Annotated in this window: 26 protein-coding genes; 7 read left to right on the plus strand and 19 right to left on the minus strand. The window is 68.2% G+C overall.

What is annotated here, in order from left to right; all coding sequences use genetic code 11:
* The first annotated feature begins 80 nt into the window (after positions 1-80).
* From NBT82_RS08890 to NBT82_RS08900, 3 genes are read left to right on the plus strand one after another with little or no spacing between them, the layout of a single operon-like run.
* On the plus strand, positions 81-623 hold the full coding sequence (locus NBT82_RS08890) for a TlpA family protein disulfide reductase (RefSeq protein ID WP_251331171.1): 543 nt from the start codon (positions 81-83) through the stop codon (positions 621-623).
* Positions 624-1,352 carry a cytochrome c biogenesis CcdA family protein gene (locus tag NBT82_RS08895; protein ID WP_251331172.1) on the plus strand — a complete coding sequence of 243 codons (729 nt, stop codon included), beginning with the start codon at positions 624-626 and terminating at the stop codon, positions 1,350-1,352.
* On the plus strand, positions 1,349-2,110 hold the full coding sequence (locus tag NBT82_RS08900; protein WP_251331173.1) for a DUF7537 family lipoprotein: 762 nt from the start codon (positions 1,349-1,351) through the stop codon (positions 2,108-2,110). The genes NBT82_RS08895 and NBT82_RS08900 overlap by 4 nt, the downstream gene beginning before the upstream one ends.
* Before the next feature lie 13 nt (positions 2,111-2,123).
* Here the strand turns inward: NBT82_RS08900 and NBT82_RS08905 are convergent, their stop codons facing one another.
* Positions 2,124-2,633: an MOSC domain-containing protein gene (locus tag NBT82_RS08905; RefSeq protein WP_251331174.1), complete on the minus strand. Its 510-nt coding sequence runs from the start codon at positions 2,631-2,633 to the stop codon at positions 2,124-2,126.
* 279 nt (positions 2,634-2,912) lie between these two features.
* Between NBT82_RS08905 and NBT82_RS08910 the strand changes: the two genes are divergently transcribed.
* On the plus strand, positions 2,913-3,152 hold the full coding sequence (locus NBT82_RS08910) for a TrmB family transcriptional regulator (protein ID WP_251331175.1): 240 nt from the start codon (positions 2,913-2,915) through the stop codon (positions 3,150-3,152).
* A 434-nt stretch (positions 3,153-3,586) separates the two neighbouring features.
* On the opposite strand, the gene NBT82_RS08915 is transcribed toward NBT82_RS08910, so the two are convergent.
* From NBT82_RS08915 to NBT82_RS20185, 11 genes are all read right to left on the minus strand, one after another.
* Entirely contained in the window at positions 3,587-4,006 is a 420-nt protein-coding gene (locus NBT82_RS08915; RefSeq protein ID WP_251331176.1) for an HIT family protein, read from the minus strand.
* 45 nt (positions 4,007-4,051) lie between these two features.
* Positions 4,052-5,605, minus strand: a complete 1,554-nt coding sequence (locus tag NBT82_RS08920; protein ID WP_251331177.1) for an ABC transporter permease — start codon at positions 5,603-5,605, stop codon at positions 4,052-4,054.
* A gap of 3 nt (positions 5,606-5,608) precedes the next feature.
* Entirely contained in the window at positions 5,609-6,721 is a 1,113-nt protein-coding gene (locus NBT82_RS08925) for an ABC transporter substrate-binding protein (protein ID WP_251331178.1), read from the minus strand.
* Positions 6,722-6,775: 54 nt separating this feature from the next.
* Positions 6,776-7,477, minus strand: a complete 702-nt coding sequence (locus NBT82_RS08930; protein WP_251331179.1) for a uracil-DNA glycosylase — start codon at positions 7,475-7,477, stop codon at positions 6,776-6,778.
* A 3-nt stretch (positions 7,478-7,480) separates the two neighbouring features.
* Positions 7,481-8,332: a ribose-phosphate diphosphokinase gene (gene prs, locus NBT82_RS08935; RefSeq protein WP_251331180.1), complete on the minus strand. Its 852-nt coding sequence runs from the start codon at positions 8,330-8,332 to the stop codon at positions 7,481-7,483.
* A gap of 37 nt (positions 8,333-8,369) precedes the next feature.
* The gene (locus tag NBT82_RS08940) at positions 8,370-9,155 is read right to left on the minus strand and encodes an HVO_0234 family beta-propeller protein (RefSeq protein WP_251331181.1); all 786 of its coding nucleotides are present in this window, start codon (positions 9,153-9,155) and stop codon (positions 8,370-8,372) included.
* Positions 9,156-9,200: 45 nt separating this feature from the next.
* Positions 9,201-9,899, minus strand: a complete 699-nt coding sequence (locus tag NBT82_RS08945; RefSeq protein ID WP_251331182.1) for a type 1 glutamine amidotransferase — start codon at positions 9,897-9,899, stop codon at positions 9,201-9,203.
* 33 nt (positions 9,900-9,932) lie between these two features.
* A complete protein-coding gene (locus NBT82_RS08950; RefSeq protein ID WP_251331183.1) occupies positions 9,933-10,703 on the minus strand; it encodes an alpha/beta fold hydrolase in 771 nt (256 codons plus the stop codon).
* A 25-nt stretch (positions 10,704-10,728) separates the two neighbouring features.
* A complete protein-coding gene (locus NBT82_RS08955; protein ID WP_251331184.1) occupies positions 10,729-10,977 on the minus strand; it encodes a hypothetical protein in 249 nt (82 codons plus the stop codon).
* Positions 10,978-11,046: 69 nt separating this feature from the next.
* Positions 11,047-13,815 carry an alanine--tRNA ligase gene (alaS, locus tag NBT82_RS08960; RefSeq protein WP_251331185.1) on the minus strand — a complete coding sequence of 923 codons (2,769 nt, stop codon included), beginning with the start codon at positions 13,813-13,815 and terminating at the stop codon, positions 11,047-11,049.
* A gap of 78 nt (positions 13,816-13,893) precedes the next feature.
* Entirely contained in the window at positions 13,894-18,258 is a 4,365-nt protein-coding gene (locus tag NBT82_RS20185; protein ID WP_345780685.1) for an LAGLIDADG family homing endonuclease, read from the minus strand.
* Positions 18,259-18,337: 79 nt separating this feature from the next.
* Between NBT82_RS20185 and samp2 the strand changes: the two genes are divergently transcribed.
* The gene (gene samp2, locus NBT82_RS20190; protein ID WP_345780686.1) at positions 18,338-18,955 is read left to right on the plus strand and encodes a ubiquitin-like small modifier protein SAMP2; all 618 of its coding nucleotides are present in this window, start codon (positions 18,338-18,340) and stop codon (positions 18,953-18,955) included.
* Here the strand turns inward: samp2 and NBT82_RS08990 are convergent.
* The 5 genes from NBT82_RS08990 to larB all read right to left on the minus strand — a co-directional run bounded on the left by NBT82_RS08990 (position 18,944) and on the right by larB (position 22,591).
* A complete protein-coding gene (locus tag NBT82_RS08990; protein ID WP_251331186.1) occupies positions 18,944-19,642 on the minus strand; it encodes a DUF7546 family protein in 699 nt (232 codons plus the stop codon). The two genes, samp2 and NBT82_RS08990, sit on opposite strands and share 12 nt — an antisense overlap.
* An 87-nt stretch (positions 19,643-19,729) precedes the next feature.
* Complete coding sequence (locus NBT82_RS08995) at positions 19,730-21,097, minus strand: phosphoglucomutase/phosphomannomutase family protein (RefSeq protein ID WP_251331187.1); 1,368 nt, start codon at positions 21,095-21,097, stop codon at positions 19,730-19,732.
* Between the two features lie 81 nt (positions 21,098-21,178).
* Positions 21,179-21,430 carry a GIY-YIG nuclease family protein gene (locus NBT82_RS09000; RefSeq protein WP_251331188.1) on the minus strand — a complete coding sequence of 84 codons (252 nt, stop codon included), beginning with the start codon at positions 21,428-21,430 and terminating at the stop codon, positions 21,179-21,181.
* 115 nt (positions 21,431-21,545) lie between these two features.
* Positions 21,546-21,695 carry a DUF7563 family protein gene (locus NBT82_RS20290; RefSeq protein ID WP_425601768.1) on the minus strand — a complete coding sequence of 50 codons (150 nt, stop codon included), beginning with the start codon at positions 21,693-21,695 and terminating at the stop codon, positions 21,546-21,548.
* Positions 21,696-21,823: 128 nt separating this feature from the next.
* Entirely contained in the window at positions 21,824-22,591 is a 768-nt protein-coding gene (gene larB, locus NBT82_RS09005; protein WP_251331189.1) for a nickel pincer cofactor biosynthesis protein LarB, read from the minus strand.
* 152 nt (positions 22,592-22,743) lie between these two features.
* Between larB and NBT82_RS09010 the strand changes: the two genes are divergently transcribed.
* Positions 22,744-22,911 (plus strand): DUF1931 family protein, encoded by a 168-nt coding sequence (locus tag NBT82_RS09010; protein ID WP_049937578.1) that lies wholly within the window; start codon positions 22,744-22,746, stop codon positions 22,909-22,911.
* Positions 22,912-22,981: 70 nt separating this feature from the next.
* Here NBT82_RS09010 and rpiA read toward each other — a convergent pair whose 3' ends face one another.
* Positions 22,982-23,671 (minus strand): ribose-5-phosphate isomerase RpiA, encoded by a 690-nt coding sequence (gene rpiA, locus NBT82_RS09015; protein WP_251331190.1) that lies wholly within the window; start codon positions 23,669-23,671, stop codon positions 22,982-22,984.
* Between the two features lie 149 nt (positions 23,672-23,820).
* Here rpiA and NBT82_RS09020 point away from each other — a divergent pair, with 149 nt between their 5' ends.
* The gene (locus NBT82_RS09020; protein ID WP_251331191.1) at positions 23,821-25,215 is read left to right on the plus strand and encodes a signal recognition particle protein Srp54; all 1,395 of its coding nucleotides are present in this window, start codon (positions 23,821-23,823) and stop codon (positions 25,213-25,215) included.
* Between the two features lie 50 nt (positions 25,216-25,265).
* Here NBT82_RS09020 and NBT82_RS09025 read toward each other — a convergent pair whose 3' ends face one another.
* The gene (locus NBT82_RS09025) at positions 25,266-26,636 is read right to left on the minus strand and encodes a transposase (protein WP_251331192.1); all 1,371 of its coding nucleotides are present in this window, start codon (positions 26,634-26,636) and stop codon (positions 25,266-25,268) included.
* Positions 26,637-26,638 lie beyond the last annotated feature (2 nt).

Below are 26,638 nucleotides of genomic sequence, written 5' to 3' on the forward strand. Positions count from 1 at the left end.
GGTCGCGTACCGCCGTTCCGTCGCGCGGTGAGACGTTCCACCAGGCTATATGTGTCGGTGGGGGAGACGTCACGTACTGCATGCCCTCCAGACGGCGTCGGCTCCTCTTGGGAGCCATCGGCACAGCGATCAGCGGCGCAGCCGGCTGTCTCGGCGGATCGTCGTCCGAAACGGACGGGACGGCCGACGACGACGGGGCACTCGCCCTCCCCTCGGTCGTCACGCGTGGCGACCTTCCGGACGGCGAGGTGCGACTCCTCGCGTCGGGGACGGCCACCCTGTTGAACTTCTTCACGACCTGGTGTAAGCCGTGTCAGCGGGAGATGCCCGAGTTCCGGACGCTCCGGGCGGCGTACGACGCTGACGCGCTGCACATGGTGTCGATCACTCCCGAGGTCGACAAGACGCTCGTCCGGGAGTTCTGGACGGAGTACGAGGGGACGTGGCCGGTCGTGGCCGATCCCGCACTCGAGGCCACCGAGCGGTGGAACGCGAACAGCTATCCGACGAACCTGCTGTTCGACGCGAACGGGGAACCGGCGGATGGCGACGGTCCCGAAGTCCGGGCGCGCACGTTCAAGGAGTTCGACGCCCTCGTCTCCCCGCTGGTGGAGGAATCTTGAATGGCCGGACTGGCGCTGCCGCCCCTGTTCGGGCTGGCGTTCTCGGCGGGGGCGGTGACGTTTTTCGCCCCCTGTGCCTTTCCGCTGCTCCCCGGCTACCTGTCGTACTTCTTGGGCGACACCGCGGCGCGGGCGGACGACGAGACGACGGACGCGATCACCGGCCGCGTGCGCCGCCCCCTCGCTCGGGCGGCGCTGATCAGCCTCGCCGCGAGCCTCGGCATCACGCTCGTCTACGTCGGTCTGGCCGGAACGACGGCCGCGCTCGGCGCGCGGGCGCTGGCCGACATCGCCGTTCTCGAAGTCGTCGTCGGGGCCGTGTTCCTCCTCGCCGGCGCCGCGATGGCCGCCGGTTGGCGGGGCGGAACGCTCGGCCACGTCCGGTTGCCGGAGCGGCGGCGGTCGGTCGTCGGGTTCTTCCTCTTCGGCGTCCTGTACGCGGGGGCTGCCGCGGGCTGTACGGCGCCGCTGTTCCTCGCCGTCGTCGCGAAGGGATTGGCGTCGACGCCCGCCGTCGGCGTCGGCATCGCCGTCGCCTACGCCCTCGGTATGAGCGTCGTGTTGACGGTGCTGACGGGCGTCTCGGCGCTCGGCGGGTCGTCGGCTGTCTCGGTCCTGCGTGACCACACCGAGCGGATCTATCGTGCGTCGGGCGGCCTGCTCGCCGCGTCGGGGGTCGCGGAAATCTACTACTTCTTCTACGGGTTCCCGGAGGTGATCCCCCGATGAGAGCGCGGATCGCCCTGCTTTGTCTGCTGGTCGTCGCCGCCGGGTGTGCCGCGCCGACGAGTCAGTCGGCGCCGCCGCCGGGGCTCTCGACCGACGGCGTGACCGACGCGAACGCACTGGTCCGGGCGCACACGGACGCCCTCCAATCCCAGTCGTTCACCGTCCGGTCGTCCACGACGATGCGACCGCAGAACGGGTCGTATCGGGTCGTCAGCAACCGGACGTGGCGGGTCGATCCGGATGAACCGATCCGCGGGCGGGTCGTGAGTAGCCGGCACACCGTCGGCGACACACCGGCGCGCTACGCGGCCGGTCCGACGCGGACCGCCGCCTGGCGCAACGGGACGACGACCTACCAGCGCGTCCGTCGGAACGGCACGGCCTCCTACCGTCGGGTCCCGCTGTTCGACTCGCCGGTGAAACTGAACGCCGCGCTCCAGCGAAATACGATCTACCGGCTGAGCACGCGCCGGAACGCGACGGTCGAACCGGTCGACCGGGACGGACAGCGACTGTACCGCGTCACCGCCGCACTGAACGCAACCGCCGTGGCCTCGAACGCGTCGATGACGCTGCTCGTCGACTCGAACGGCGTGGTACGCACCATCGAGACCGAACAGACGGTGCGGTACCGCTCGGGCAAACGCGAGATCTCGTCGACCGTTCGTATCGACACACTCGGGGCCACGACCGTCGAGCGCCCCGACTGGTACGGAACGGCGGTCACAACGACCGGGAACCGGACCGCCGAGGGGTGATCGACGCCGGCCGTCACTCCTCCGATCGCAGACGGTCGACGACGGCGTCGGTACGGTCCCGTGAGCCGAGGTCGGTCACGGTATCGCCGACTGCGACGGGACCGCCCTCGACCACGTCGGCACAGATCCCACCCCGGCCGTCGCCGAGGGCGCGGGCGACGCCCGCCTCGTCGGCGAGGTCCTCGACGTGTGCACAGGGTGGCCGAGGACGGGTACCGACGAGCGTCGCCCCGCCGACCCGGACGCGGTGATCGAGCAACTCGTGGACGTCGATCCCCTCGACGACCACGTTGCGCCGGTGTCGGCCGTCGGTCAGGTCGATTCCCGTCTCGCGTTCGATCTCGGCGATCGCCTCGGCGGCGACGAGGGTGACCTGACAGGTGTCGTAGGGTGCGTAATGTCCCTCCCCGGTACAGTAGCGATCGCCACGCAGTCCGCCGTCGGCGATCGCTTCGACCCGATCGACCGACTCCATGGGGGCCGACCCGTCGGGCGCGACGAAGACGTCCGTGACACGGGCCATACGGACCCTGGACGGGGACGGCGCATAACCGTTTGGCCCGGACGCGCCGACACCGAAAAAGTATATTAATTCTGGTAGGTACTGTGTCTTGGGTCGAACTATCACGAATGCGTGGAACGAATGCGGAAGTCGTGTTCCGGCGCTATAACTCCTATAGAACCTACGTATCTCACAATAGTGGTTCGTTGACGTCCGACGTCGACCGAATCATCCCGATCGATAACGACATATCATAATCCAGAAACATTTATACACCTGTAGGCGGACGAACTAGTCGAGATGAGCACCACCCACCTCGAGACCCCCGACCCCGACCGCCCCGCCATCGACGTCCCCGACACGATTCGGTCGGCCGAATCCAAACTCGTCTACGTGTTCCTCGCCGCTACCGACGGCGCGACGGTCGACGAGTTACACGACGCCCTCGACCTCCGGAAGATCACGCTGTTCCCGGTGCTCGAGACGCTGATCGAACACGACGCGATCGATCACGAGGGCGCGCGATACGTCCCCGCGTGACCTGAGAGGGGATCGACCGCCCGCAGTCCGTATCTCGACGGATGCGGGTCGACCGACTCGGCCGACGCTGTCGGCCTCGCCGACGCCGCGTTACCCGTTGTCGACGGCTAATACGATATCTTACTGTGGTATGTCGCGAAAACAGGGTGGACGTCCCCTCGGGAGCAAACGGGGACGTCGGCCATGAACGAATACGGGTAGCGTTCCCAGTCGAACCACCCCGGAGACTGACAGTCTCGTGTGGCGTTGACGACGCAGTGGATCGGACCGGAGATCGGTTACGGATCGGACTTCTTCGTTCGTATCTTCGATCACCTCGTCTAAATTATCACACGGGTTTGGAATATAAATGCGTTTGCTTGCATGTCCTTACACACATTTAGCTGTTTAATGACTGTATGCTGCGTAAATCGCGAAGCGACGGGACGCCCCGATCAGGAGGACGCGATGGCGGCGGCCAGGGCGTCGAGTTCGTCGTCGTCGACGTCCGGCCGTTCGTCGATCAGCGCGTGGATCGGGCGGCCACCGTCGCCCTCGAACCGTGGAACGATGTGGACGTGAACGTGTGGCACCTCCTGACCGGCGAGTTCGCCGTTGTTGACGGCGACGGTCGTCGCGCTGGCGTCGACAGCCGACTCGACGCGCTCCGTCAGATCGCGGACCGCGGCGAAGAGGTCCGTCGCGAGGTCGGCGGGCAGGTCGTTGATCCGTTCGTGGTGGCTTTTGGGGATGACAAGCGTGTGTCCGCGGGCGAGCGGATTCGCGTCCAGAAAGGCCATCACGGTCTCGTCCTCGTAGACCGAGTGGTTAGGGATCTCCCCATCGACGATCGAACAGAAGATGCAGTCGGTCATGAGCGCTGGTACTGTGTCCACGCTAAAGAAACTACACGGCTGTCGTCACCACGAGACCCGCCGCTGGACGCCGACGACGAGGCCGAACAGGCCGACGCCGAGTCCGAACAGCACGACGGCCGCCGCGAACGTCAAGGCGGGTTGGCCGTTCGTCATCCCCTGAAGGAGGAGTACCCCGACCCCGGTTTCGGCGACGAACCACTCCGCGACGACGACGGCCGCGAGGCTACGGACGATAGAGAGTTTGACGCCCGCGAACAGCGCGGGCACCGCGTGTCTGAACCGCAGCGCCAGTCGGTGACCGGGGGCGGCGTCGACCAGTTCCAGCAGGTCGGCGTGTGCTGCGGGCATCCGGCGCAGCCCCGCCGCCGTGCCGACGGCAACCGGGAACACCGCCGCGACGGCCACGAGGACGACTGCGGCCTCGAAGGAGATGCGGACCCACACGAGCAACAACGGGACGAGCGCGAGGTCGGGAACGGCACGGAATCCGACCAGCGTCCCCTCGACGGTCGAACGGATCCGCGGAACGAGCGCCGTCGCGGTGCCGACCGTCAGTCCGGTCGCCGCACCCACACTCCAGCCGACGCCGAACTTCGCCAGCGTCTCGACGCTCGTGGTGAGAAACAGGTCCGGAAACCGGGCGAGCGTCGTCGCCACGCCCACCGGTGACGGGAGCAGGGCCGTCGTTCCGGCGGCGACCTGCCACCCTCCGAGAACGAGGGCGGCGGCCGCGATCCCCGACGTGCCACGGATCGCGACGGACGCCGTCCCCAGGACGCCGGTCGCTTCGAGCAGGTCGCCCTCCCCGGTGGCGTCGCCCCGGAGGCGTCGTTCGACGGCCGCCACCCCGGCGAACAGCGCCATGCCCAACGCCGCGAGAACGAGGACGTACGCGAACAGCAGCGCGGTGTCGAACCGTTTGGCCGTCGAGAGGAGTTGGTGGCCGATCCCCCGTTCGGCGGCGAGGAACTCCGCGAGGATGACCCCCTGGACGGCGACGGGCGTGGCGAGTTTCAGCCCCGTCACGAGCGTGGGGACGGCGTTGGGGACCCGGACGTAGAGCACGCGCCGCCAGCGCGGAACGCCGATCGATCGGAGTAAGGCGAGTTGCCCCGCGGGCACCGACCGGAGGCCGTCGAGCGTCGCGACCGTCACGGGGAAGAAGGTGAGGAGGGCAGCGATAAGCGTCCTGGTCAGCAGCGTCGCGTCGAACAGCAGGATCAACAGCGGCGCGAACACCACGACTGGGACGACCTGGACCGCGAGGAGGACGGGCGCGCCGACCAATCTGATCGGCCGGGAGACGGTGAGAACGAGCGCGAGCAGGACGCCGACGCCCGTCCCGACGCCCCAGCCGAGACCCACCTCGTAGCCCGTGTAGACGACGTGGGGGGCCATCTCGGGAGCGTGGCGGACGAGCGTCCTGCCCACCGTCGCCGGAGAGGGGAGCAGGAGCGACGGCACGTCGGTGGCGACGGTCAGGCCGTGCCAGCACAGGAGGACGACCGCGGCGACGAAGCCGGACGCTGCCCGTCGCCCGAGCGTGGGACGCGGAAGTCGGGCGACACGACCGACGACCGAACGCGGGTCCGACACGGCTCAGAGTTCGTAGTCGATCGAGACCTGCGAGGCGTAGGTCCCCACGTACGGATCGGCCGTATCGAGGTACTCGTTGGTCCACGCGTCGGCGACGGCGACCTGTTCGGAGAGGAAGTCGGCCGCGACGAGGGCGTCGACGACCGTCTGCCACGCGTCGTCGGACTGCCACCCCCACCCGTGTTCGCGCACGGCGTCGGTGAGGATCAGTCGCTTTGCGGTGTACTCGATTTTCGTCACGCCGAGGTCGTAGGAGGCCTCCAGCCGGGGACGGGCCGCGACGAGCAGGTCCATCGCCCCCTCTGGATCGTTCGACGCCCACGCCCACCCGCGGGCGGTGGCCCGGAGGTACGCCCGCAGGGTCTCCGGGTTCGACTCGGCGAACGCGGGGCTGGCGACGACCGACCGCCCGACCGTTGGGATGTAGTCGGCGATCCACAGCATCGCGGCGTCGTGGCCCTCCCGGTCGAGCGAGATGCCGTCGGGGAACGCGCCGAGTGCGGCGTTGGCGTCGCCCGACAGCACCGAGGAGGTCAACCCGCCCCACCCGACTTCGAGAAAGGAGACGTCCCCGAGGACGCCCGCGTCCGTCAGGATGGTTTTCAGAAGCGCGAGGTTCGAGGCGGCCGGGGGCACTGCGACCGTCTTCCCCGCCAGCGACTCGGGGCCGTCGAGTTGCCCACCGAGGGCGTCGGCCGTGGTGTACACCACGCTGTTTGGGCCCTGCTGGGCGGCGGCGTAGGCCCGGAGCGGGACGCCCTCGTCGAGGGTGCCGAGAGTCGCGGCGGCGCTGGAAAGCCCCAGTGGATACTTCTCTAGTCCTACCTGCTTCGCCGTCGAGGCCCCGCCCTTGCCGGAGACGAGGTCGACGGTCAGCCCTTCGGCCTCGTAGAACCCTCGGGACGTGGCGACGAAGTGGCCGGCGTGGGTGGCGTTTGCCTTCCAGTCCAGCAGCACCTGGATCGAGGAACGCTCCGGCGTCGCCGTCGCCGTCGGCTCGGCCGTTGCTCCCCCGCCGGTATCGCCCGGACCGCCGAGACAGCCCGCGGCACCGCCCGTGACCGCCGCACCGAGGGCGCCGAGCACGCGTCGTCGTGAGGGTGTAAACGTCGTCATGCGTACCAACTCGCGACCGCGTGACCGGCCCGACGCCGGCCGTGTGTGTCCGTGTCACATAGTTCGACGGCGACGTAAAAAGTGTTTCGCGGGATGGTTTTTATTGTAGGGGTGTGCGTCGACGCCGTGGTCCCGGAGGACCGTCGCCAACGCCCGACGATACCCGTTCCGGTCGTAGCCGAGCCGCGACCGCCACACGTCGGCGTAGGAGGGATGCAGGAGGGCGACGACCGTCGTTTCCAGGGTCGGGCACGCGACCGGGTCGAGCACGCGGTCGACGAACCTGTCGAGGTCACGGCCCTCGGCGGCGAAAAGCGACGCCGTGGCGTGTTTCCCGGTCGAGAGAACCACCGCGGGATCGACGTGATCGAGTTCCGCCCGGAGATGCGTCCGGCAGTTCGACCGCTCGGCGTCCGTGGGTTCGCGGTTCGACCCGTCGCCCCCCGCGGGGAGGCACTTCACCGCGTTCGTGTAGAAGGCGTCGTCGACGCCGACGCTCGCGAGCAGCGCTCGGACGCGACGCCCGGAGTGTCGCGAGATGTAGGCCAGCCCCGACCGGTTGCCGCCAGGCCAGTCGGCGGCGTTGGGGTCGCCCGCGGCGGGCGCCTCGCCGACGACCATCACCGCGGCGTCGGCGGGGCCGTTCCCCCACGCGATCCGGTCGCGCGACGCCACGAGGGCGGGACAGCGCCGACAGTCGGGGGCGAGGACGAGGGCGTCGTCGGGGGCGGGCGGGTCGGACGTGTGGTCCGGCACGGATTACAGCGCGCCGGCGACCGCGGGGGCGACGGAGACGGCCGTCACGTCGCGTTCGATGGTGTCGGTGGCGTAGACCGCCTCGACGCCGGCGCGTTCGAGTTTCGTCCGCGCCGACCGGGCGAACAGCGGGTGGACGCAGGCCACGTACACCGCGGCTGCCCCCCGGTCGTTCAGGACGGCGATGGACTCGCTCATGGTCGACCCGGTTGCGACGATGTCATCGACGACGACAACGTCCCGGCCCTCGACGGCGGCGTCGCTCGGCGTGATCTCCACGTCCGTCCCCGAGTGGCGGACCTTCTCGAAGTAGTCGACGTCGCCGCGGCCGTAGGCGTCGCGGACCGATTCGGCGAGGGCGACGGCGCCCGCGTCGGGCGAGAGAAAGAGCGGGGCCGTCAGGTCGGCGGGCAGTGGCGTCGCGAGGCGGCCGGCGGCCCGAACCACGTCGCAGGGCACGTCGAAGAAGTCCGTGACCGACGCCTCGTGGGGGTCGACGAGGACGACCCGGTCGGTCCCCGTCGAGACGGCCCGGGCGACGGCGCGGGCCGACACCGGCTGGCCGGGTTCGAACGCGCGTTCCTGTCGCCCGTAGCCCATGTAGGGGAGGACGGTCACCACCTCGTCGACGCCCGCCTCGCGGACGGCGTCCTGTAACTGCAGGAGTTCGACGTGTGCGGCGTCGCTGGTCGTCGCGGCGACGACCACCGCCCGGTCGGCGTCGGCGGGACCGTCGACCGACGCCATCCGTTCGCCGTCCGGGAACCGCTCGTAGCGGACCGCGGCGAGCGACTGCTCCGTCTCGGTGGCCAGCGCGGCACCGAGTGCCTGTGACTCCGATCCGGGAACGATCATACGAGGGGGTCGACGGCCGCCCCGAAAACCGTTTCCGTTACTGGATCGCCAGGCGCGACACCCCGGTCACGCCCAGTTCGCGCGTCCGCCAGCCGTCGCCCGCGTCGGCGAGGAGCGTCCCCGTCGCCGTCACCGCCACCGTCGCCGCGTCAGTGAACCCCACGTCGACGACGTCGGTCGCGGGCGTCTCGACCGCCGACCACTCGCCCGCCGCCTCGCGAACGACGACGCCGGATCCGTCGGCGGCAGCGGCCCGGTCGCCGTCTGCGGCGCTCACGGCCACGAACGCGCCGTCGCGTTCTGCCATCCAGCCGTTGCCCAGGCGGTAGAGCCCCGACGCGGTCGCCGCGAGCGGTGTCCCCCGGCCGTGGACGTCGGTCACGTCCCCGAGACCGACGTCGCGTAGGCCGTCGTCGACGACCCGGTGGACGCCGTCGGCCGTGGCGATCAGCCCCCCGTCGACCGCACGGGGGTCGTCGACGGTGCCCAGGGTCGTCCACCCGCCGTCGAGGCGGGCCACTCGGCCGTCCGGCCCGGCGGCGAGCGCGGCACCCGCGTCGTCGAACCCCACGGCGACCGCGGGGCCGAAGCCGGCCGGTTCGTAGCTCCCGACGAGGACGTCCTCGCTCGTGGCGACGACGCGCCGATTCTCGGTCGTGGCCACGTCCCGGACGGGCGCCCGGTGATCGAGTCCGAACTCGCCGACGAGGTCGGCCGAGAGCGACACGGCGACCACCCCCTGTTCGGCGGCGATCAGCACCTCCGCGGCGCCCGTCCGGTCGGCGTAGACGCGCTTCTCGTCGATGGTCAGGTCGTGGGCCATACCCCCACTCCGTGGTCGGTGGTGAAAAACGGTGGTGGGCGGCGATCAGTCGTCGTCCGCCATCGCGCCCTCGGACACCCGCCGCACGTGCTCGGTGAAGTTGTCGAACAGTCGTTTGGTTCGGCAGGCGGCGGCGTAGTTGTCGTCGTCGATCCCGTCGATGACGGCTGCGAGGCGCTCCTCCGGGAGGTCCTTCCCGCGGGTAACCGTCTCGGCGGTGTCCCGGTCGTACTCGGGGTGGAACTGCACACCCCAGCAGTCCCCGCGGCGGAACGCCTGTACCCCGCGGCCGTTCCCGGCGAGACGCGTCGCTCCGGGCGGGAGGTCGACCACCCGATCGGAGTGAGTCTCGAAGGCGACCAGCGGGTCGTCGAGGCCGGCAAAGAGTGGATCTTCCTCGCGGTCGATCTCCCGGTAGCCGATCTCGATGTCGTCCATCGCCTCGACGCGTCCCCCGAGGGCCGCGGCGAGCGCCTGGTGGCCATAACAGACCCCGAGGATCGGCAGGCCGCGGTCGGCGGCCCGTTCGATCCAGGTCAGCAGGTCGGCGATCCAGGGCTCGTCCCAGTAGACCGAGGCGCGCGAGCCAGTCACGACGGCGCCGTCGTAGTCGAACCCAGGAGGGAGGTCGCCGGCGGTCACGTCGAACTCGGCGAGGTCGGCGTCGAGTTCCCGACGGAAGTTGCGTCGGGTGTGGTCGGCGCCGTGCGAGGCGTCGAGCAGTACGAGGCGGAGGCGGCGCATCGTCGGACGCAAGGGGGCCGGGACGGTTGGCCCTTACGCTTCGAAGAGTCCGAACAGCCGATCGTTCACGGCCGCGGGACGCTCGATACCGATCAGGTGACCGCCGTCGAGGCCGACGAACTCCCCGCGTGGCAACCCCTCGGCGAGGCGCCGGCCGCGAGCGATCGGCCAGACGACGTCGTCGCGCCCGTGGATCACCAGCGCGGGGACGTCGATCTCGTAGAGCCGATCCGAGACGTCGAACGCCTCGACGGCGGCGACCTGCGCCGCCCAGGCCTCGCGGGTGGCGTCCTCAGCGGCACGCCAGTCGACGATCCGCCCGATCGCGTCGGGATGGTCGTCCAGAAAGTCCCGCGTGAAGGCGGCCGCGAGCGACGACTCCAGGGCGTCGGGGTCCGAGGGAGAACCGAACAGCGGGTCGAGCGTCAGGCCGGCACCGACGGGGGCGGTGCCGAGGAGGGCGAGCGACCGCGGCCGCGAGGAGATGCGCGCGAGTTCGAGCGCGACCATTCCCCCGAGGCCGGCGCCGACGACGTGGACCCGTCGGCGTCCGTGTGCCTCGAGGACGGACTGGACGTCGGCGACGAGATCGTCGACGGCGTAGGGCCCGGGCGGGGCGTCCGAGCGCCCGGTACCCCGGAGGTCTGTCACCAGCGTCTCGAAGGGGCCCGTCAGTCCGGCGTGTTGCCAGCCCCACTGCCAGGCGCCGTACCCCGCCTCACCGAGGCAGACGACCGTCCCGCCGTCGGGGTCGCCGTCGGCCTCGTAGTACAGCGACACCGAACCGTTGGACGCGGTGGGCATGGACGGGCCTACGCCGGGGAGATACTTAGGATACGCGAGCCAAAAACAGCGAGAGGCCGAGCGCGATGGCCGCGATCCCGACGGCAAGCAGCCCACCGCCGACGGCGAGCGACGTGACGTTGATCGGGTTCGTCCCGGTGACGAGGGCCGTTGGCGACGCTCGCTGCAAGACCGAACCGCCGGGGATCGAGACGGTCACGAGCGCCAGTACCCCCGCGGCGAGTAGCCCGTACACCGACAGCGCGGAGACTCTCGGAGCGCGCGACGATTTCACGGGGGAACTGTCCGCGCAATGGTATATGAACGCTCGCCCGTAGATCTCGCGATTGATAGTCGGGTCCGGTCAGGCGTTCCGGATTGCCCGGAGCACGTCGGGGGCGTCGTCGAGCGCGTCGTCGAGTGCGTCGACGTCGGGGCCGCCGCCCTGTGCGAAGTCCGGCGGGCCGCCGCCACCGCCGCCGACACGGGCAGCCAGACGGCCGACGACCTCGCCGGCGTTCAGATCGACGTCGTCGGGGACGCCCACGACGAACTGGGCGCTCCCGCCGGCGGCACTCCCCAGGACGGCCACCGCGCCCTCGTCGACGATCGCGTTCGCGGTGGCGCGCAACTCGTCGGCGTCGGCGTCCATCCGCCGGATCACGGCCGAGACGCCGCCGACGTCGACGGCGTCCGCGTCGGTCGCCGCCGCCCGCACCTCCGCGAGTTCCTCCTTGAGCCGATCGATCTGCTTGCCCCGCTCTTTCCACTCCTCGAAGAAGCGGTCTGCCGTCTCGGGCACGTCCTCGGGGGAGACGTCGAGGACGTCCGCGGCATCGTAGAGGGCGTCCTCGGTCCGCTGGGTCGCCTCGATGGCGGCCTCGCCGGCCGCGAAGACGATCCGTTCGACGCCGTCCTGGATCGGCTCGGTTGTGATCACCTTGATCGCGCCGATGTCACCCGTCCGCGAGACGTGTGTTCCCGCACACGCCTGGACGTCCCCGTCGACGTGGATGAGCCGGATCTGCTGGCCCGGCGGGACCCCACCCTGATAGAGGTCGAACCCGTGTTCGGCCTCCGCCTCGTGGCGGTCGGGCCACTCCTGGGTGACCGGCAGGTTGCCGGTCACGATTTCGTTGGCGACGCGTTCGATATCCTTGACCTCATCGCGGGTGATGCGCCGGAAGTGACGGACGTCGAGCCGCGACCGGTCGGTCCCTTTCTGGGCGCCGGCCTGGCGGACGTGGTCGCCGAGCACCTGCCGGGCGGCGTGTCCGACGACGTGGGTCGCGGTGTGATGACGCATCAGGCTGAACCGTCGGTCGGCGTCGATCCGGCCCGTGACGAACTCGCCCTTGCCGGGGTTACCGGTCGTCCGGTGGAGGATCACGCCGTCGCGACGCGTCACGCCGGTTACCTCGACCGTCGTCTCGTCCGTCGAGAGAACGCCCGTATCGGCCGGCTGCCCCCCTCCCTCGGGGTAGAACATCGTCTGATCGAGCACCACGTCGTAGCCATCCTCGCGCTCGAACACGTCGAGGACGACCGCCTCGAACTCGATTCGCTCCGGATCGTCGTAGAAGAGTCGTTCGGTCTCGGGGAGGTCGGCCAGTCGGTCGTCACGCTTCGACGCGGTCTCCGGGCTGCCGCCGCCCTCGTGACGGGCGGCGACCAGCCCGTAGAAGTCGTCGGGCACGTCGACCGTGGCGCCGTGTTCGCGGGCGATGTCCGCGACCATGTCCGGCTGGATGCCGTGGGAGTCGTAGAGTTCGATCAGCGTCTCCCGGGGGATCGGCTCGTCGCGGTCGGCGTACTCCTCGGCGATGCTCTCGACTTTCCGGCTGCCGCGTTCGAGCGTCTCGCGGTACTTGCGCTCCTCGGTCCGCACCATGTCGCGGACCGTATCGCGGTTGGTGTAGCCCAGCCGCTCGGCCTGCATGTCGACGAGTTCGTCGAGCGGCGCGTCGATGCCGAGGCCGTCGACGAGGCGTTTGGTCCGCCGAAGTACCATCCGTGCGAGATAGCCCGTGCCGACGTTCGAGGGAACGATGCCGTCGCCGAGCATGTACGCGAGCGTCCGGCAGTGGTCGGCGATGGCGTAGACGTCCTCCATCGGTTCCAGCAGGGCGGTGAGTTCGGCGGCGTCGACGCCGAGTTCCTCGGCCACCTCGGCGCGGGCCGACGCGAGGTCCTCGACCTCGTCGACGTCGAGATAGCCCGAGAGGCGGGCGGCCTCGCGGATCAGCGCCCGCTCCTCGTCCGTATGTTCGATCCCCGCGTGCTCGGTCAGGAAGTCGATCATCTCCGGATACACCGCCTCGTACACCGTCGGCGTCCCCTGACTCATCCACGTCCACCGCTCCAGCCCGTAGCCCGTGTCGACGATGTACGTGTCCATCGGGCTGTAGCGGTTGCCGTCTTTCATCTCGTACTCGCCGTCGGGGTCCTGCTCCATCGACATGAACACGAGCGTGGCGAGTTCGAGGCCGCGATAGATCACCTCGAAGGCCGGCCCGGCGTTGCCGCCGCCGACCCACGGGTCCTCGATGTAGGTGATCTCCGCGGGGTCGACACCCATCGACTCGAAGAACCGATCGCAGTAGGCGACCGTCTCGTCTTTCCAGTACACCTCGCCCTCGTAGGCGTAGTCGTCCTCGGCGTCCTCGCGGACGTTGAACGCGTGGTGGGCCATCATCTCGAAGGCCATCGTGTGCCGGCCGGTCTTGCCGACGTTGTCGATGTCCTGCATCCGGATGCAGGGCTGGCTGATCGTCAAGGGGTTGGCCGGCGGCGGCGTCTCGCCGGACGTGACCAGCGGCTGGAAGTCGTAGATCGACGCCTGCGTCAGGAGGACGTCGTCGCGCCAGCGGTTCGCCGCCACGGGGTAGGGATCGATGCGCTCGTGGCCGTTGTCCTCGAAAAAGGAGAGGAACGCCTCGCGCATCTCTTCGAGCGTGTACGCCTCGTCGAACCCGGGACTACCGATGAAGTCGTAGTCGTCACAGGGTGGCTCGCCACAGGTGTCGCGGTCCACCCGCGCCCAGAAGTGTACGCCACACGAGGCACACTCCTGTCGTGTGAACCCCTCCTCCTCGAAGTACTCGAGGCGGTAGGCGTCTTCGAGTTCGCTCATTACACCCTCCTTGGCCCGTCTCGGCCTAAAACAGTTCCGGGAACGCGTCTCCGGCCCGTCAGCGGCGGTGCGGCCCCGCTACGACTCCTCCAGCGCCAGCGCCGCCAGCATCGCCTCCAACTGCACTCGCTCGTTGGCGCCCTCGGTGATCCGGTAGTCGGCCTCGCCCAGTCGCTCCATCAACTGGACCGTCCGCCGGTCGCCGAGGTCGAACTCCCACGCCGACCGGTGGAGTTGATCGATCACGTCGCCGCCCGCCATGCCCGAGTCCACGAGGAGCGTCTCCAGCGTCGACCGCGCACGCGGGAAATCTCCCTCGATCGCGGCCTCGACCATCGATTCGATCTCCTCGGGGCGGGCGGTGCTGGTGACGGTGTAGACGGCCTCCTCGTCGACCACCTCGCCGGTCGTCGCCGCCGCCTGCAGCGTGTTGATCGCCCGTCGCATGTCGCCGCCGGCCGCGTAGACCAGCGCGTCGATGCCGGCGTCGGTCACCTCGATCCCCTCCGCCTCGGCGATCTCGCGGGCCTGTGCTTCGATCGCGTCGTCCGGCAGCGGCGAGAACCGGAAGACCGCACACCGTGACTGAATCGGGTCGATGATCCGACTGGAGTAGTTACACGAGAGGATAAAGCGGGTGTTGTCCGCGAACTGCTCCATCGTGCGACGAAGTGCTGACTGGGCGTCGGAGGTGTTGTGCGTCAGTATTCCGTTAGCGAGCATGAAGTTCGGCGTCCCCTCCATGCTGATGTTGTAGGCTTCTCCGCGGTGGCTGTGTTCGATACGGCTGATTCCGACGGTTGGGACCGATTGCAGGCCCCCGTCCGACAGGACGGCCGGATCGAACTCGGACCGTTCGTAGTGTTCGTGGTGGGGGAGATCCCCGTCGCCGACGACGACGAACGTGTATTCGTCGCCGTAGGTTTCGAGGAACTCTTCGACCTTCTCCGTCTGCCCCCACAGTTCGGCGACCCCTTTGACCTCGATGACCGTATCGTCGACCAAGAAGTCGGGATGGTACACCGATTCGGACAGTTCGAACGCCGGCTCGTACTCGTAGTCGATATTCGCGTCCTGTAACGCTGTTCCGACTTCGTACTCCCAATCCGACCGAACGAGGTGACCGAGTTCGTCGCTATGTCTGACGTTTCCTCCCGTGGGATCGTGTCCCTGTAATGCGTCCGAGACCTTCCGTGCAACCTCGGGATCGCGCATGGGATTGTTGTCGCCACGGATATCACAGACCGGGTAATCGCAGTTCTCGACGCTCTTTTCGATGACCGCTGCCTTTTCCTCGTCGCTGAGACTCGCCCACCACTCGGACGAAGCCTCCCCGATCTCGTCTTTGACCCGTTCGGGATCGGCGTCGACGACCCACTCCTCCCACGAGGTTCCGGACCGCATCTCGCTTATCGTTTCGCGGACTCGCGCGACCGTCTCGTCGTCCATCTCCCAGACGTGGGTCCCGTGGAACGCTCCACCGTAGTTCGGGTTGTTCTCGCCAGCGAACCGCCCGTCAGAGAGTTTCTCGACGATCTTCTGACGCCGTTCGTCCGACCACGTCGTCCCGTGCATCGGGTTCCGTTCGCCGCTCATATCCCGGCTGTGTCCCTCGTCCTTGCAGTCGACGGAGCAGAACCGCCCGGCCGTCCAAGCATCACAGATTTCGCACCGCGACACGCCGATGTCGTCTTTGAAATCCGCGATCTCGTCTCCCGGGGACAGGTCACGCAACTCTTTTTCCACGAGTTGTCCCTCTTCGTCAACTACGAAGAATGGGTGGCTCAAACTCGCTAGGATCGTCCGACCGTCCTCTAGTTCCATCTCGAAGAAGTCCGCGACGCCCGAATCGACGAGTTTTCCGCTGTCGGACTGGATCACGTTCGTCTCGAAATCGACCGATGGAATCGGTTCTCCCTCCTCGCTCACCTCCTCTATCGGCTTCACTTCGGGTTTCGACGGATACCCGGTAACCACCTCAGTCCCCGGCGGCACGCACAACGAGTCCGCCTCGTCGAGGAATATAACTCGGTAGTCGAACCCACCGAAAGAAGACCGCGCGAAGTTCTTGATTCGGTCGCGCACCACGTCGATGCCGCGCTGGTCCGAGGCGTTGAGTTCGAGGAAGTTCCCCCGCCAGTCCTCGCCGTACACCTCGCGGGCGATGGCCGTGGCGCAGGTGGTGTTGTGCATCACCGTCGGCACGCTACCGGCGACGTAGTTGCGAGTTCCGGGGACGGTGAGGTCGTAGACTCGCTGCGGTTCGTCGACACGCTCGACCGATTCGACTTCGTCGAAGTAGAGGTCGGCGTCCGTGAGCGTGTGTAACGTCGTGAGTGCGTCGAGCACTTCGTCGGACAGCATTCCAGCCGCGACGGATCGGAGACGATCCGCGACGGTTCGGAACCGTGTCAACGACCCGAGGTCGTTGCCACCGTCGAGGAGGCTCTGTACGTCCGTCCCACGCATCTCGGTTCCCTCGGCAACGTGGGCGTACGGAACGCCTAGCACCTCGATCCCGTCCGCAAGCTTCGTTCGAACGTGATCTATGTCGACGTCAGCACCGATCCCGTCGAGGCGATCAAGGAGTTCTATCGTGCGCTCGCTTCCGGGCGTCCGCCGTCCGTCCGCATATTCCAGGAGCCGGTCGGGCCGGACGCCGACCTGTTCTGTGAGCGTTCGACGCATCTCGATGGGCTCCAGTTCGCCTCGTGTGCGGAGCCATTCCGCAGGGATCGCCACGGTTGTGTCGAGGTCGGCGGCGAGTTCGTCGATCCGTTCGAGCGTCCGCTGTGCGTCTTCGAGACGCCCCGTGGCAGCGTCGACGAGATCGTCCACACGGTCGAGATACCGCTCGCGGCCGGGCGACTCGGGATTCAGGCTCTCCGGAACGTGGTCGCCTTTCGTCAGGTAGAGCGGCTCACAGAGCGTGTCGACTGCCGTCTGTGTCGGTACCGTGTCGTCGTTCGGGTTCGAGTCGCGGGCGACGTTGTCCGCGAGTCGTTCGGCCTTTCGGTCGATCGTGAAGCCGATCTCGTCGGCGAACCGTTCGAGATGGTCGGAGCTGGAGACGTACAGGGTGTGGTACTCCCGTTCGGTTCCCGACCCGTTCGTCGGCGTCTTCCGCTCGCGCTTGCGTCTGCTCGGGATTCCGAATCCCGAAAGCAAGTACGAGAGGAGCGTGACGAGGCGTTCGTTCTTCTGTGTCAGTTCGATCACCCCGCCGTCAGTAACGTGTGCCTCGGCGTCGAAAACGGCCCGGAGGAACGCCGCTCGACTCGACCCGTCGGCGCGTACGAGCGCGGAGCCGACACCGTCCGTCCCGCCCATGGCGTCGAAACAGGATTCGAGGAAGTGGGTCAGCGTCCGGGTATTGATCTCCCGGTACGGAACGCCGTCCTGTATCCCCTGCCGCGGCTCGACGCCGAACGCCGACTCGGCCGCCGTCTCGAATCGGTCGAGCAATCCGTCGTCGGTGTTGTAGAACTTCACCCGCCCGCCGTCTATTCGAGCCTCGCTCACGGCCAATCCGACGAACGACGCCAGCGTCGGTGTGAGTTCCCACGGCGGCGTTATCGGAGCGGATCGCTGGTTGTTGCGGTTGACGTACTGGACGGCAGTGACGTGGTTCCGTAGCTCGTCGTGAGAAACGTCGATGTCACGGAGATACGACAGCGAGCAGACGGTACTCGGTTCGTCGAGGGATACGTCCAGCGTCCGGCGATACGACTGCACCGTCTTCTTCGGGGTGCCGGCGGCGTCGGCGATGGTGTCGTCCGACTCTCCCCGTCTGAATCCAGCAACGGCGCGCTTCTTTATGCCGACGTAGCTCTCCTCGGCCGGGATGTCGTGTTGGGCGGCGAACGCCTCGGTGACGTGAACGAACGTCCGGTCGCCGTCCATCGCGTCGATCCAGTTCAGCCGATCCGTTCCCTGCGGAAGTGGGGACCGTCGCGGGCGGACCACGCGTGTACCGGCGTCGAGGTCACCGGCAGGAAGCCACTCCAGTCCGTCGTGACCGATAGTCAACAGTCTGTGTTCCGGCGTCACGGTCAACTCGTTACCGTCACGGGTCGTGACACGAACGAGGTCGTCCGTCGTTTTCCCGAAGACGTGCGACGGCGCCATGAACTCGAATGAACCACGTTCGTCGAACGTCAACACTTCTAGGTCGTCGTCCGGAGGGGCGAACCCGTCCACGTCGTCGACGATCTCCCCGATCCGTTCGACCCCGCGATTCGTCAGAACCGGCGTCTCGCCGGTTACGCACTTGCCGATGCCGGCCGGTCCCGAAAACAGGAGGTGCGGCAGGTCCTCCTGTGCGATGTAGCTTTGCAGTCGGTCGACGATGTCGTCCTGTCCTTTCACGTCCGCCAGGGTCTGCGGGCGGTACTTCTCGATCCAGATCTCCCGCCCCGCCGCCGACCCCTCGGTATCGCTCATACCGTATCGAAGGGGGCGGTCGCCACATAAACTGAGTGGAACCCGAAGGTTCAGGGCGGTCGGCCGACTCCCCTCGACCATGCCGACGGTTCGTGTCGAGGTGGTGGGCGAGGGGAGCCGACGGCTGGATCTCGACGCCGACGCCACCTACGGCGATCTGCTCGTGGCCCTCTCCTTTAGCCCTCACGAGGCGGCCGTCCTCGTCGACGACGCTCCCGTCCCCGAGGACCGCCCGGTCGACTTCGCGGCCGACGAGGTGCGTGTCCTCAGACTGGTGAAGGGGGGGACGAACGCGGACGAGGGATCGGCGACCACGGTGGACGACCGCGTGCGGGTCCGCCCGGCCGCCGCCGACGACCACCTCGACGTGATGCGCGTCGTCGACGGCGCGATGCTGACGGCCGACGCCGAACGGGTGCGGGACCGCATCGACGCGGGGACGGTCCTCGTGGCGACCGTCGAGGGCCGGGTCGTCGGCGCCCTCGTTCGGGAGGGCGACCGGATCACCGCGGTGGCGACCCGCCGGCGGTGGCGGGGGCGGGGCGTCGGCACAGCGCTCGTCTCGGCGGCCGCCGAAGGCCGGGAGCGTCTCGTCGCCGCGTTCGACCCCGGCCTGCGTCCGTTCTACGAGTCGCTGGGGTTCGAGACAGAACCGATGGGGGACGGCGACCGCCTCCGCGGGCGCTTAGAGCGGTAGCCACCGTCGGGCCGCGACCCCCACCTCGTCGGCCCAGTAGAGCAGCGCGACGGTGAACAGGAAGACGACGGTCGAGAGGTCCCACGCGAGGCCGGTCAGCGCCGACCCGAACAGCGTCGTCGCGCCGAGCAGTGGCAACAGGAGGGAGAAGGCACAGCCCACACAGGAGAACAGCCCCAGCACACCGGAGAGCACCGCCCCGGTCGCATCGAGCAGGCGGGCGTAGACGAGGTAGGACATGGCGACGTAGCCGACCACCTTGAACGGGATGATCGACAGCCGGACCCGGGGCGTCCCGTAGACGAGGATCGGCCCCAGCCCCGGGATGTTCCAGTGGACCGAGGCGACCGCGCCGCCGGCGAGTGGACCGCCGATCCCGAGTTGGAGGGTGCCCCCGGCCACCAGCAAGAGAAACAGGTAGCCCGCCGACAGGGCAGCCGCGACGCTCCACTGTCGGCGGTCGACGGCGGGCGTCCGGATCCGGAGCATGGCCCACACGCCGACGTTGATCCAGGCGAACGGGTAGACGACGTACCGGGGTTCGGTGATGACGACGTCGGTGACGGCGAGGTAGGCGGTGACGAGGGCGAGTTCGGCCGCGACGACCAGGAGCCACCAGCGGACGGCGGCCATCTCGGACGCGAGCAGCCGGCGAACCCGCGAGAGGGGTCCGTAGGCGCCGCTCACGCGTCGATCACCCGCGGATCGGTGTCGGGTGCGTCCATATCCGGCCTCGGGGGCGAAGGAATATGGAAATGTCGACTTCGCCGACGGTCACACGAGCGCCGCCACCAGTTCCCGGCCCTCCTCGAGGATGGCGTCCACCCGGTCGCGGCTCTCGGCCTCGGCGTAGACCCGCATCTTGGGTTCGGTCCCGCTCGGGCGCACGAGCAGCCAGGAGCCGTCCGCACACAGGAGTTTGAATCCGTCGAGGGTGACGACGTCCTCGACGGGTCGCCCGGCGACGGCGTCGGGGATGGCGTCGCCGAGGGCGTCGATGACGGCCGCCTTCCGGTCGTCCGGGCAGTCGACGCTCACCTTGTCGGCGACGACGTCGCCGTGGGTGTCGAGTAGTCGATCGACCCGGTCGTCGAGCGGATCGGTGGCCGCGACGTCCGCCGCGAGCAACGCCATCAACACGCCGTCCTTCTCGGGGACGTGGCCGCGGATGGAGAAGCCGCCGGACTCCTCGCCGCCGATCAGGGCGTCGTGTTCCACCATGGCCTCGGCGACCCACTTGAACCCGACCGCCGTCTCGATCACCTCCTCGCCGTGGGCGGCCGCGATCCGGTCGATCAGGAAGGTCGTCGAGACGGTGCGGACCGCGGGCCCCGAATCGGCGGCGAGAAGCGCGTCGTAGATGGCGGCGAAAAAGCGGTTCTCGTCGAGAAAGCCCCGCTCGGGCGTGACGACCGCGAGGCGGTCGGCGTCGCCGTCGTTCGCGATCCCGAGGTCGGCGTCGCCCTCGACCACGAGGTCGACGAGGCCCTCAAGATGCTCTGCGCTCGGTTCGGGGGGGATGCCGCCGAAGGAGGTGTCCCGCTCACAGCGGCGGCGGATCACGGTCGCCCCCGCGGATTCGAGGAGGGCGTCCGTCACGCCACGGCCGCTGCCGTGCATCGCGTCGTACGCGACCGTCAGCCCCGACAGGTCGGCGTCGAGCAGTTCGCGGGCGTGGGCGGCGTGGGCGTCGACGAGCGGCGCGCGCTCGACCGATCCCCGCGGCCCCTCGGCCCGCGGGGCGGCGAGGCGGGCCTCGATGGCGTCGGTGACGTCGGGCAGCGCGGGGGCGCCGTCCCCGGGGATGAACTTCACGCCGTTGTACGCCGGGGGGTTGTGGGAGGCGGTGACCATCAGCGCCCCGGCGAGCCCCCGGTCCACGACCGACCACGCGATCACGGGGGTCGGACAGTCGCGCTCGGGGAGGACGGCGTCGAACCCGTTGGCGGTGAGTACGTCGGCCAGCGACTCGGCAAAGCCCTCGGAGGTCGCGCGGGCGTCGTACCCGACGGCGACCGGGGCGTCCGCTCCCTCGTCGTCGAGGTAGTCCGCGACTGCCTGGCCGACCACGCGCACCCGCTCGTCGGTGAAGGTGTCGAGGCGGGCGCGCCACCCGTCGGTGCCGAAGGAAATGGCGTCCATACGTTGCCCTCCGGCGGCGGTGGCAAAAAGGTGGGCGTCGCCCGAGCGGTGGACGAACGTCCACGCTCACGCCCCGGGCGGTCACTCGGCGTCCACGCCGGCGACCAGTCGCTCTTTGCCCTGCCGGGAGAGGGACTTGATCTCGTGTTCGCGGGACATCGCCGCCGACCGCGTGCCGTAGGACTCGACGTGAACGAGGTCCACCGGCGTCCGACCGCGGGTGTACTTCGCGCCCTCGCCGGCGTCGTGTTCGGCCACACGGCGCTCCACGTCGGTCGTGTAGCCCGTGTAGTACGTGCCGTCGGCACACTCGAGGACGTAGACGTAGTGCATGTCGTAGGCCACGCCGGCCGCGTGTATAAGCGCCGACGGTCGATCGTGGCCGTCGACGGCCGGGTGGGATGCGTGGAAGGTGGCTTCGCGTGGTGGTCGAACGTCGCTGCAGTGGTTACGCGTTTGGGGTGCGTTGTCTGGAGGCTTCGGCGATACCAGCGTTGGCCGAGCAGCTCGGACAAGCCAGGATCCGCCCACTCGCGTCGGCGAACACCCGCGCGAAGCGCTCCGAGACGTGTGACCCACAGTGATCGCAGCGTGCCATGATTGAACCGGCTACAGCGGGTGCCGGTAACTTGGGTTGGGCGCACACGCCTAAATGCTCACGCGCGCGCACGTGAAAATCATACGTGCGTCCAGGAATATTCGCGTCCGGTGTCGTGATGGGCTATTTTACGCCGATCCCCCGTCGCGGGCGGCGGCGACAGCCCGGGCGATCAGTCCCGCCTGCGCTCCCGCGGTGAAGCCGTCGTCGATGTTGACCGTCGAGAGGACGGTACAGGACTGGAGCGTGCTCGCTAGTGCCGACTCGCCCTCGCCACCGAAGCCGTAGCCCGTCGACACCGGTAGGCCGATCACCGGCGTGTCGACGAGGCCGGCGACCACCGTCGGGAGCGCCCCTTCGCGACCGGCGGCGACGACGGCCACGTCCGCTCCACGCAGCGTGTCGAGGTGGTCGACGATCCGACCCAGATGGGCGACGCCCACGTCGTCGACGCGGTCGACCGTCGCGCCGACGGCACGGACGAGCGTCGCTGCCTCCCCGGCGACTGCTGCGTCGGAGGTGCCCGCGGTGACGACGGCCACCGTCGCGTCGAGGGCCGGCGCCTCGAACCCCGGCGCCTCGACGACGAGCGTCCGGGCGCGTTCGTCGTGGTCGACGCTCGCCTCCGTCGGTAGGCCGTCCGTGATGGCCGCGACGTGGGCGTCGTCGGCACGGGTGACGATGACTCGTCCCGTCGTCTCCAGCGCGGCGTCGGCCATCGACGCCACCTCGTCTGGCGTCTTGCCGTCCGCGAGCACCGCCTCGGGGATCCCCCGGCGGCGCTCGCGGGCGGCGTCGAACCGGCCAGCGTCGGTCGTGGCGTACCCGGCGAGTCGGGCTTCCGCCTCGGCCGGCGACAACTCTCCCGCCGCCACCGCATCCAGAACCTCGCGCATACCCGCCGTCCGCCCGTGAGCTACTCGTAGGTGTCGGTTTCCGGCCCGAGTATTTATATAGTTGGGACGAAATGCGCGAGAACCGGTTCTGTGACGGTACGTGCGGCCGATTTGGGAAATCTTATTAATAAGGGTGGGTATGTACTGCTCGTATGGCAGACCTCATCGTCAAAGCCGCCGTCAAGGAAGCGCTCCAGGACAAAAACGTCGCTTCGGACTTCTACGATGCTCTCGACGAGGAAGTCGAGGAACTGCTCGCGGACGCCGCCCGGCGTGCCGAGCAGAACGACCGAAAGACCGTCCAGCCGCGCGACCTGTAAGTCGGTCCACCGCCCGACCGTTTCGGATTTTTTCGGATCTCCGCCGATCAGCGACGGGTTCGTCCGCCCGTCAGGGCGTCCGCACGCGAACGCCGTCAGCGTGGCCGACGTGTACTTCGTCGGCGAGGCCGACGAACAGGCCGTGTTCGACGACGCCCGGCACCGCCGCGAGGTCGGTCGCGAGCGCCGCGGGCGCGGTCACGGACCCGAAATCACAGTCGAAGACGAGGTTGCCGTTCTCGGTCACCACTGGTCCGTCCTTCCGCTCGGCGGCCCGGAGCGTCGGCTCCCCACCAAGGTCGCGGAGCGCCCGCCGGACGGTCACCCGGGCGTCCGGCAACACCTCGATCGGCACCGGTCGACCGAGGGTCCCTGCCTCCTTCGACGGATCGACGACGACGACGCACCGCTCCGCCGCCGCCGCAATGACCTTCTCGCGGGCGTGGGCGGCGCCACCGCCTTTGATCAGATCGAGGTCGTCGCTCACCTGATCGGCGCCGTCGATGGCGACGTCGATCCGCTCGACTCCGGCGAGGTCGACGTGTGGAATCCCGACCTCGCGGGCCAGGTCGCGGGAGGCGTAGGAGGTGGCGACGCCCCGTACGTCGAGACCGGCATCGGCCGCCCGACCCAGCGCCCGGATGGCGTGGGCCGCGGTGCTTCCCGTCCCGAGGCCGACGACGTCGCCGTCGGTCACCAGATCCGCGGCGTGTTCCCCCGCACGACGCTTCGCCGCGTCGGATCCACCCGGCGTCTTCATGCTCACGGCTGGGCGGGCATCGGGCAAAAACGCCGCGGTCCGAGACACGCGAGGGTGCCGGGCACGATCACGAACGCCGGCGAACGCCGTGCCGGCGGCCGTCCCCTGTGAACAAAGCCTTTACCGGCGCCGGCGCGTACCGGAGGACAATGGTACTCGACAATCTCGGGAGTTCCCTCCGCGGCACCCTCTCGAAACTCCAGGGGAAGTCCCGGCTCGACGAGGACGACGTCCAGGAGGTCGTCAAGGAGATCCAGCGCTCCTTGCTCCAGGCGGACGTCGACGTCACCCTCGTGATGGACCTCTCGGAGTCGATCGAGACGCGTGCACTGGAGGAGGACCCCCCCGGTGGAACGAGCGCGCGGGATCACGTCCTGAAGATCGTCTACGAGGAACTCGTCGACCTGATCGGCGAGTCGACCGACCTGCCGCTGGAGTCCCAGACGATCCTGCTCGCCGGCCTTCAGGGGTCCGGCAAGACGACCTCCGCGGCGAAGATGGCGTGGTGGTTTTCGAAGAAGGGACTCCGCCCGGCGGTCATCCAGACCGACACCTTCCGGCCCGGCGCCTACGATCAGGCCGAGCAGATGGCCGATCGCGCCGAGGTCGAGTTCTACGGTGACCCCGACGGCGACGATCCCGTGCAGATCGCCCGCGACGGACTGGAGGCGACCAGCGACGCCGACGTCCACATCGTCGACACGGCGGGTCGACACGCTCTCGAAGACGATCTGATCGCCGAAATCGAGGAGATCGAGTCGGCCGTCGACCCCGACCGCTCGCTACTGGTCCTCGACGCCGCCATCGGCCAGGGCGCGAAAGAGCAGGCCCGACAGTTCGGCGACTCCATCGGCATCGACGGCGTCGTCATCACGAAACTCGACGGCACCGCCAAGGGGGGCGGCGCCCTCACCGCCGTCAACGAGACGGACTCCTCCATCGCCTTCCTCGGCACCGGGGAGACGGTCCAAGACATCGAGCGCTTCGAGCCCAACGGCTTCATCTCCCGGCTGCTCGGGATGGGCGACCTCAAACAGCTCTCGGAGCGCGTCGAACGCGCGATGGCCGAGACGGGGACCGAAGAGGACGACTGGGACCCCGAGGACATCATGGAGGGGTCGTTCACGCTCAAGGACATGCAAAAACAGATGGAGGCGATGAACAACATGGGGCCGCTGGATCAGGTGATGGACATGATCCCCGGGATGGGCGGCGGGCTGATGGACCAGTTGCCCGACGACGCGATGGACGTGACCCAGGATCGGATGCGGACGTTCGACGTGGCGATGGACTCGATGACCGACGACGAACTGGAGAACCCACGGACCATCGGCCAGGAGCGCGTCGAACGCATCGCCCGCGGCGCCGGCGTCCCCGAGGAGTCCATCCGCGAACTCCTCGAACAGCACAAGATGATGGAGCGCACGATCAAGCAGTTCCAGGGGATGGGCGACGGCGACATGCAGCGGATGATGAAGAAACTCCAGCAGGGCGACGGCGGCGGCGGCATGGGTGGCATGGGCGGCATGGGTCCGTTCGGGTGACATCCTCCTCGCGGTAAACGGCGAGGCTTCCCCTGCATGGGGAATACCGGTCAGTCGTCGTCACCAGAACCTCCGGTTCTGGTTGGCTCACGAGACTGCGTCTCGTGAACGCTGGTAGAGGGTTCCGGCTCTTGGAACGCCGTGAGCGTCATCTGCGAGGGTGTCTCGCTCATCTCACGGTGTCGTTCGAGAGACGTACGTCTCTCGTGACCACGAGACGGCGAAGCCGTCTCGGTCGGAGCCGTGGCGGTGTCACAACCGCTCCCATCCCGAGGCGAGTCATCGCGTTCCGCCTTGTCAAGCGGGACGCTCTCTCCCCACGGGTCAACCCGTCGTGCGATATTCGCGGAAGCGTTGATGTCGGCCTGAAACGTCGAAACGTGACAGTCGTCGTGCGGACACCGGAACTCGGCTTGTGAATCCCGCCGACCGATGCGGTTGCACGAGTGGCACGTCTGTGAGGTGTACGCCGGATTCACGTACTCGACCGGGATGCCTGCGTCAGTCGCCTTGTCCTCGATGCGCCCTTGGAGTCGGGCGAACGCCCACGAGTGAAGCCGACGGTTCATGTACTTCCCGTAGTCGAGACGCTCACGGATGTACGTCAGATTCCCCATCACCAACACCGGGTTCTCAAACCGTTTGGCGTACTCGACGGCTTCCCGAGACGCCTTCTCCACGATGTCAGTGAGTGCGTTCTGGTAGTGCGAGAAGCGTTCTTCGATACGCCACTCCGAAGCGTCACGCTCTTGGAGGCGTTTCAGGGTTGTGTGCGTCTCTTTGCGGAGATGCTTCGCTCTGCTTCCGCTACACACGAACGGGTCAGTCGGAGAACCGTCCTTGAGGGCACAGCCCGTAACGAGGGCGGTTTCTCCGATGTCTAAGCCGATGTGCATGGCGTCACCGTCCGTCGCTGGTTCTTCGACCGGGTACTCGACGGTGACGTGCAGTACCCAGTTCTTCCGATGCTGTTGAAGCCGTATCTCGCCCGCCTTCGCGTCCTCCGATACCAGGTCGTGCCAGAGGTCTTCCTGTTCGGGGTTGATGCGGAGCGGTATCCAGAAGTTCGTTCCCCGACCGGGACGGGGAACCCACCACGTGAACTCGTAGTCGCGTTCCTCCGAGTGGTCGAACTTCGCGGCTTGGTTCGTGAGCCGTATCGGGTGTTCGTCGTCCAACTCTTTCGCGTTGTACGTCTTGCGGAGTTTCGGGACGTAGTTACAGAGGGCGGCTTTGGCCTGATACGGGAGGTCGTAGGGCGTCACGATGTCGCTCACCGCCGACATGGTACTCGCCCCGGAGTCGAACGCCGCTTGCAGACCGTCACGGTAGGTTTCGAGCAGGTCGTTGAGTTTCGACTGCTTGTGCGCGGTGGGGGGCGCGAACGTCGCCTGCAACGTTTTCGTGACGGTCGTGGACATCG

The sequence above is a fragment of the Haloplanus sp. HW8-1 genome (genome assembly GCF_023703795.1).
Taxonomy (GTDB): Archaea; Halobacteriota; Halobacteria; order Halobacteriales; family Haloferacaceae; genus Haloplanus; species Haloplanus pelagicus.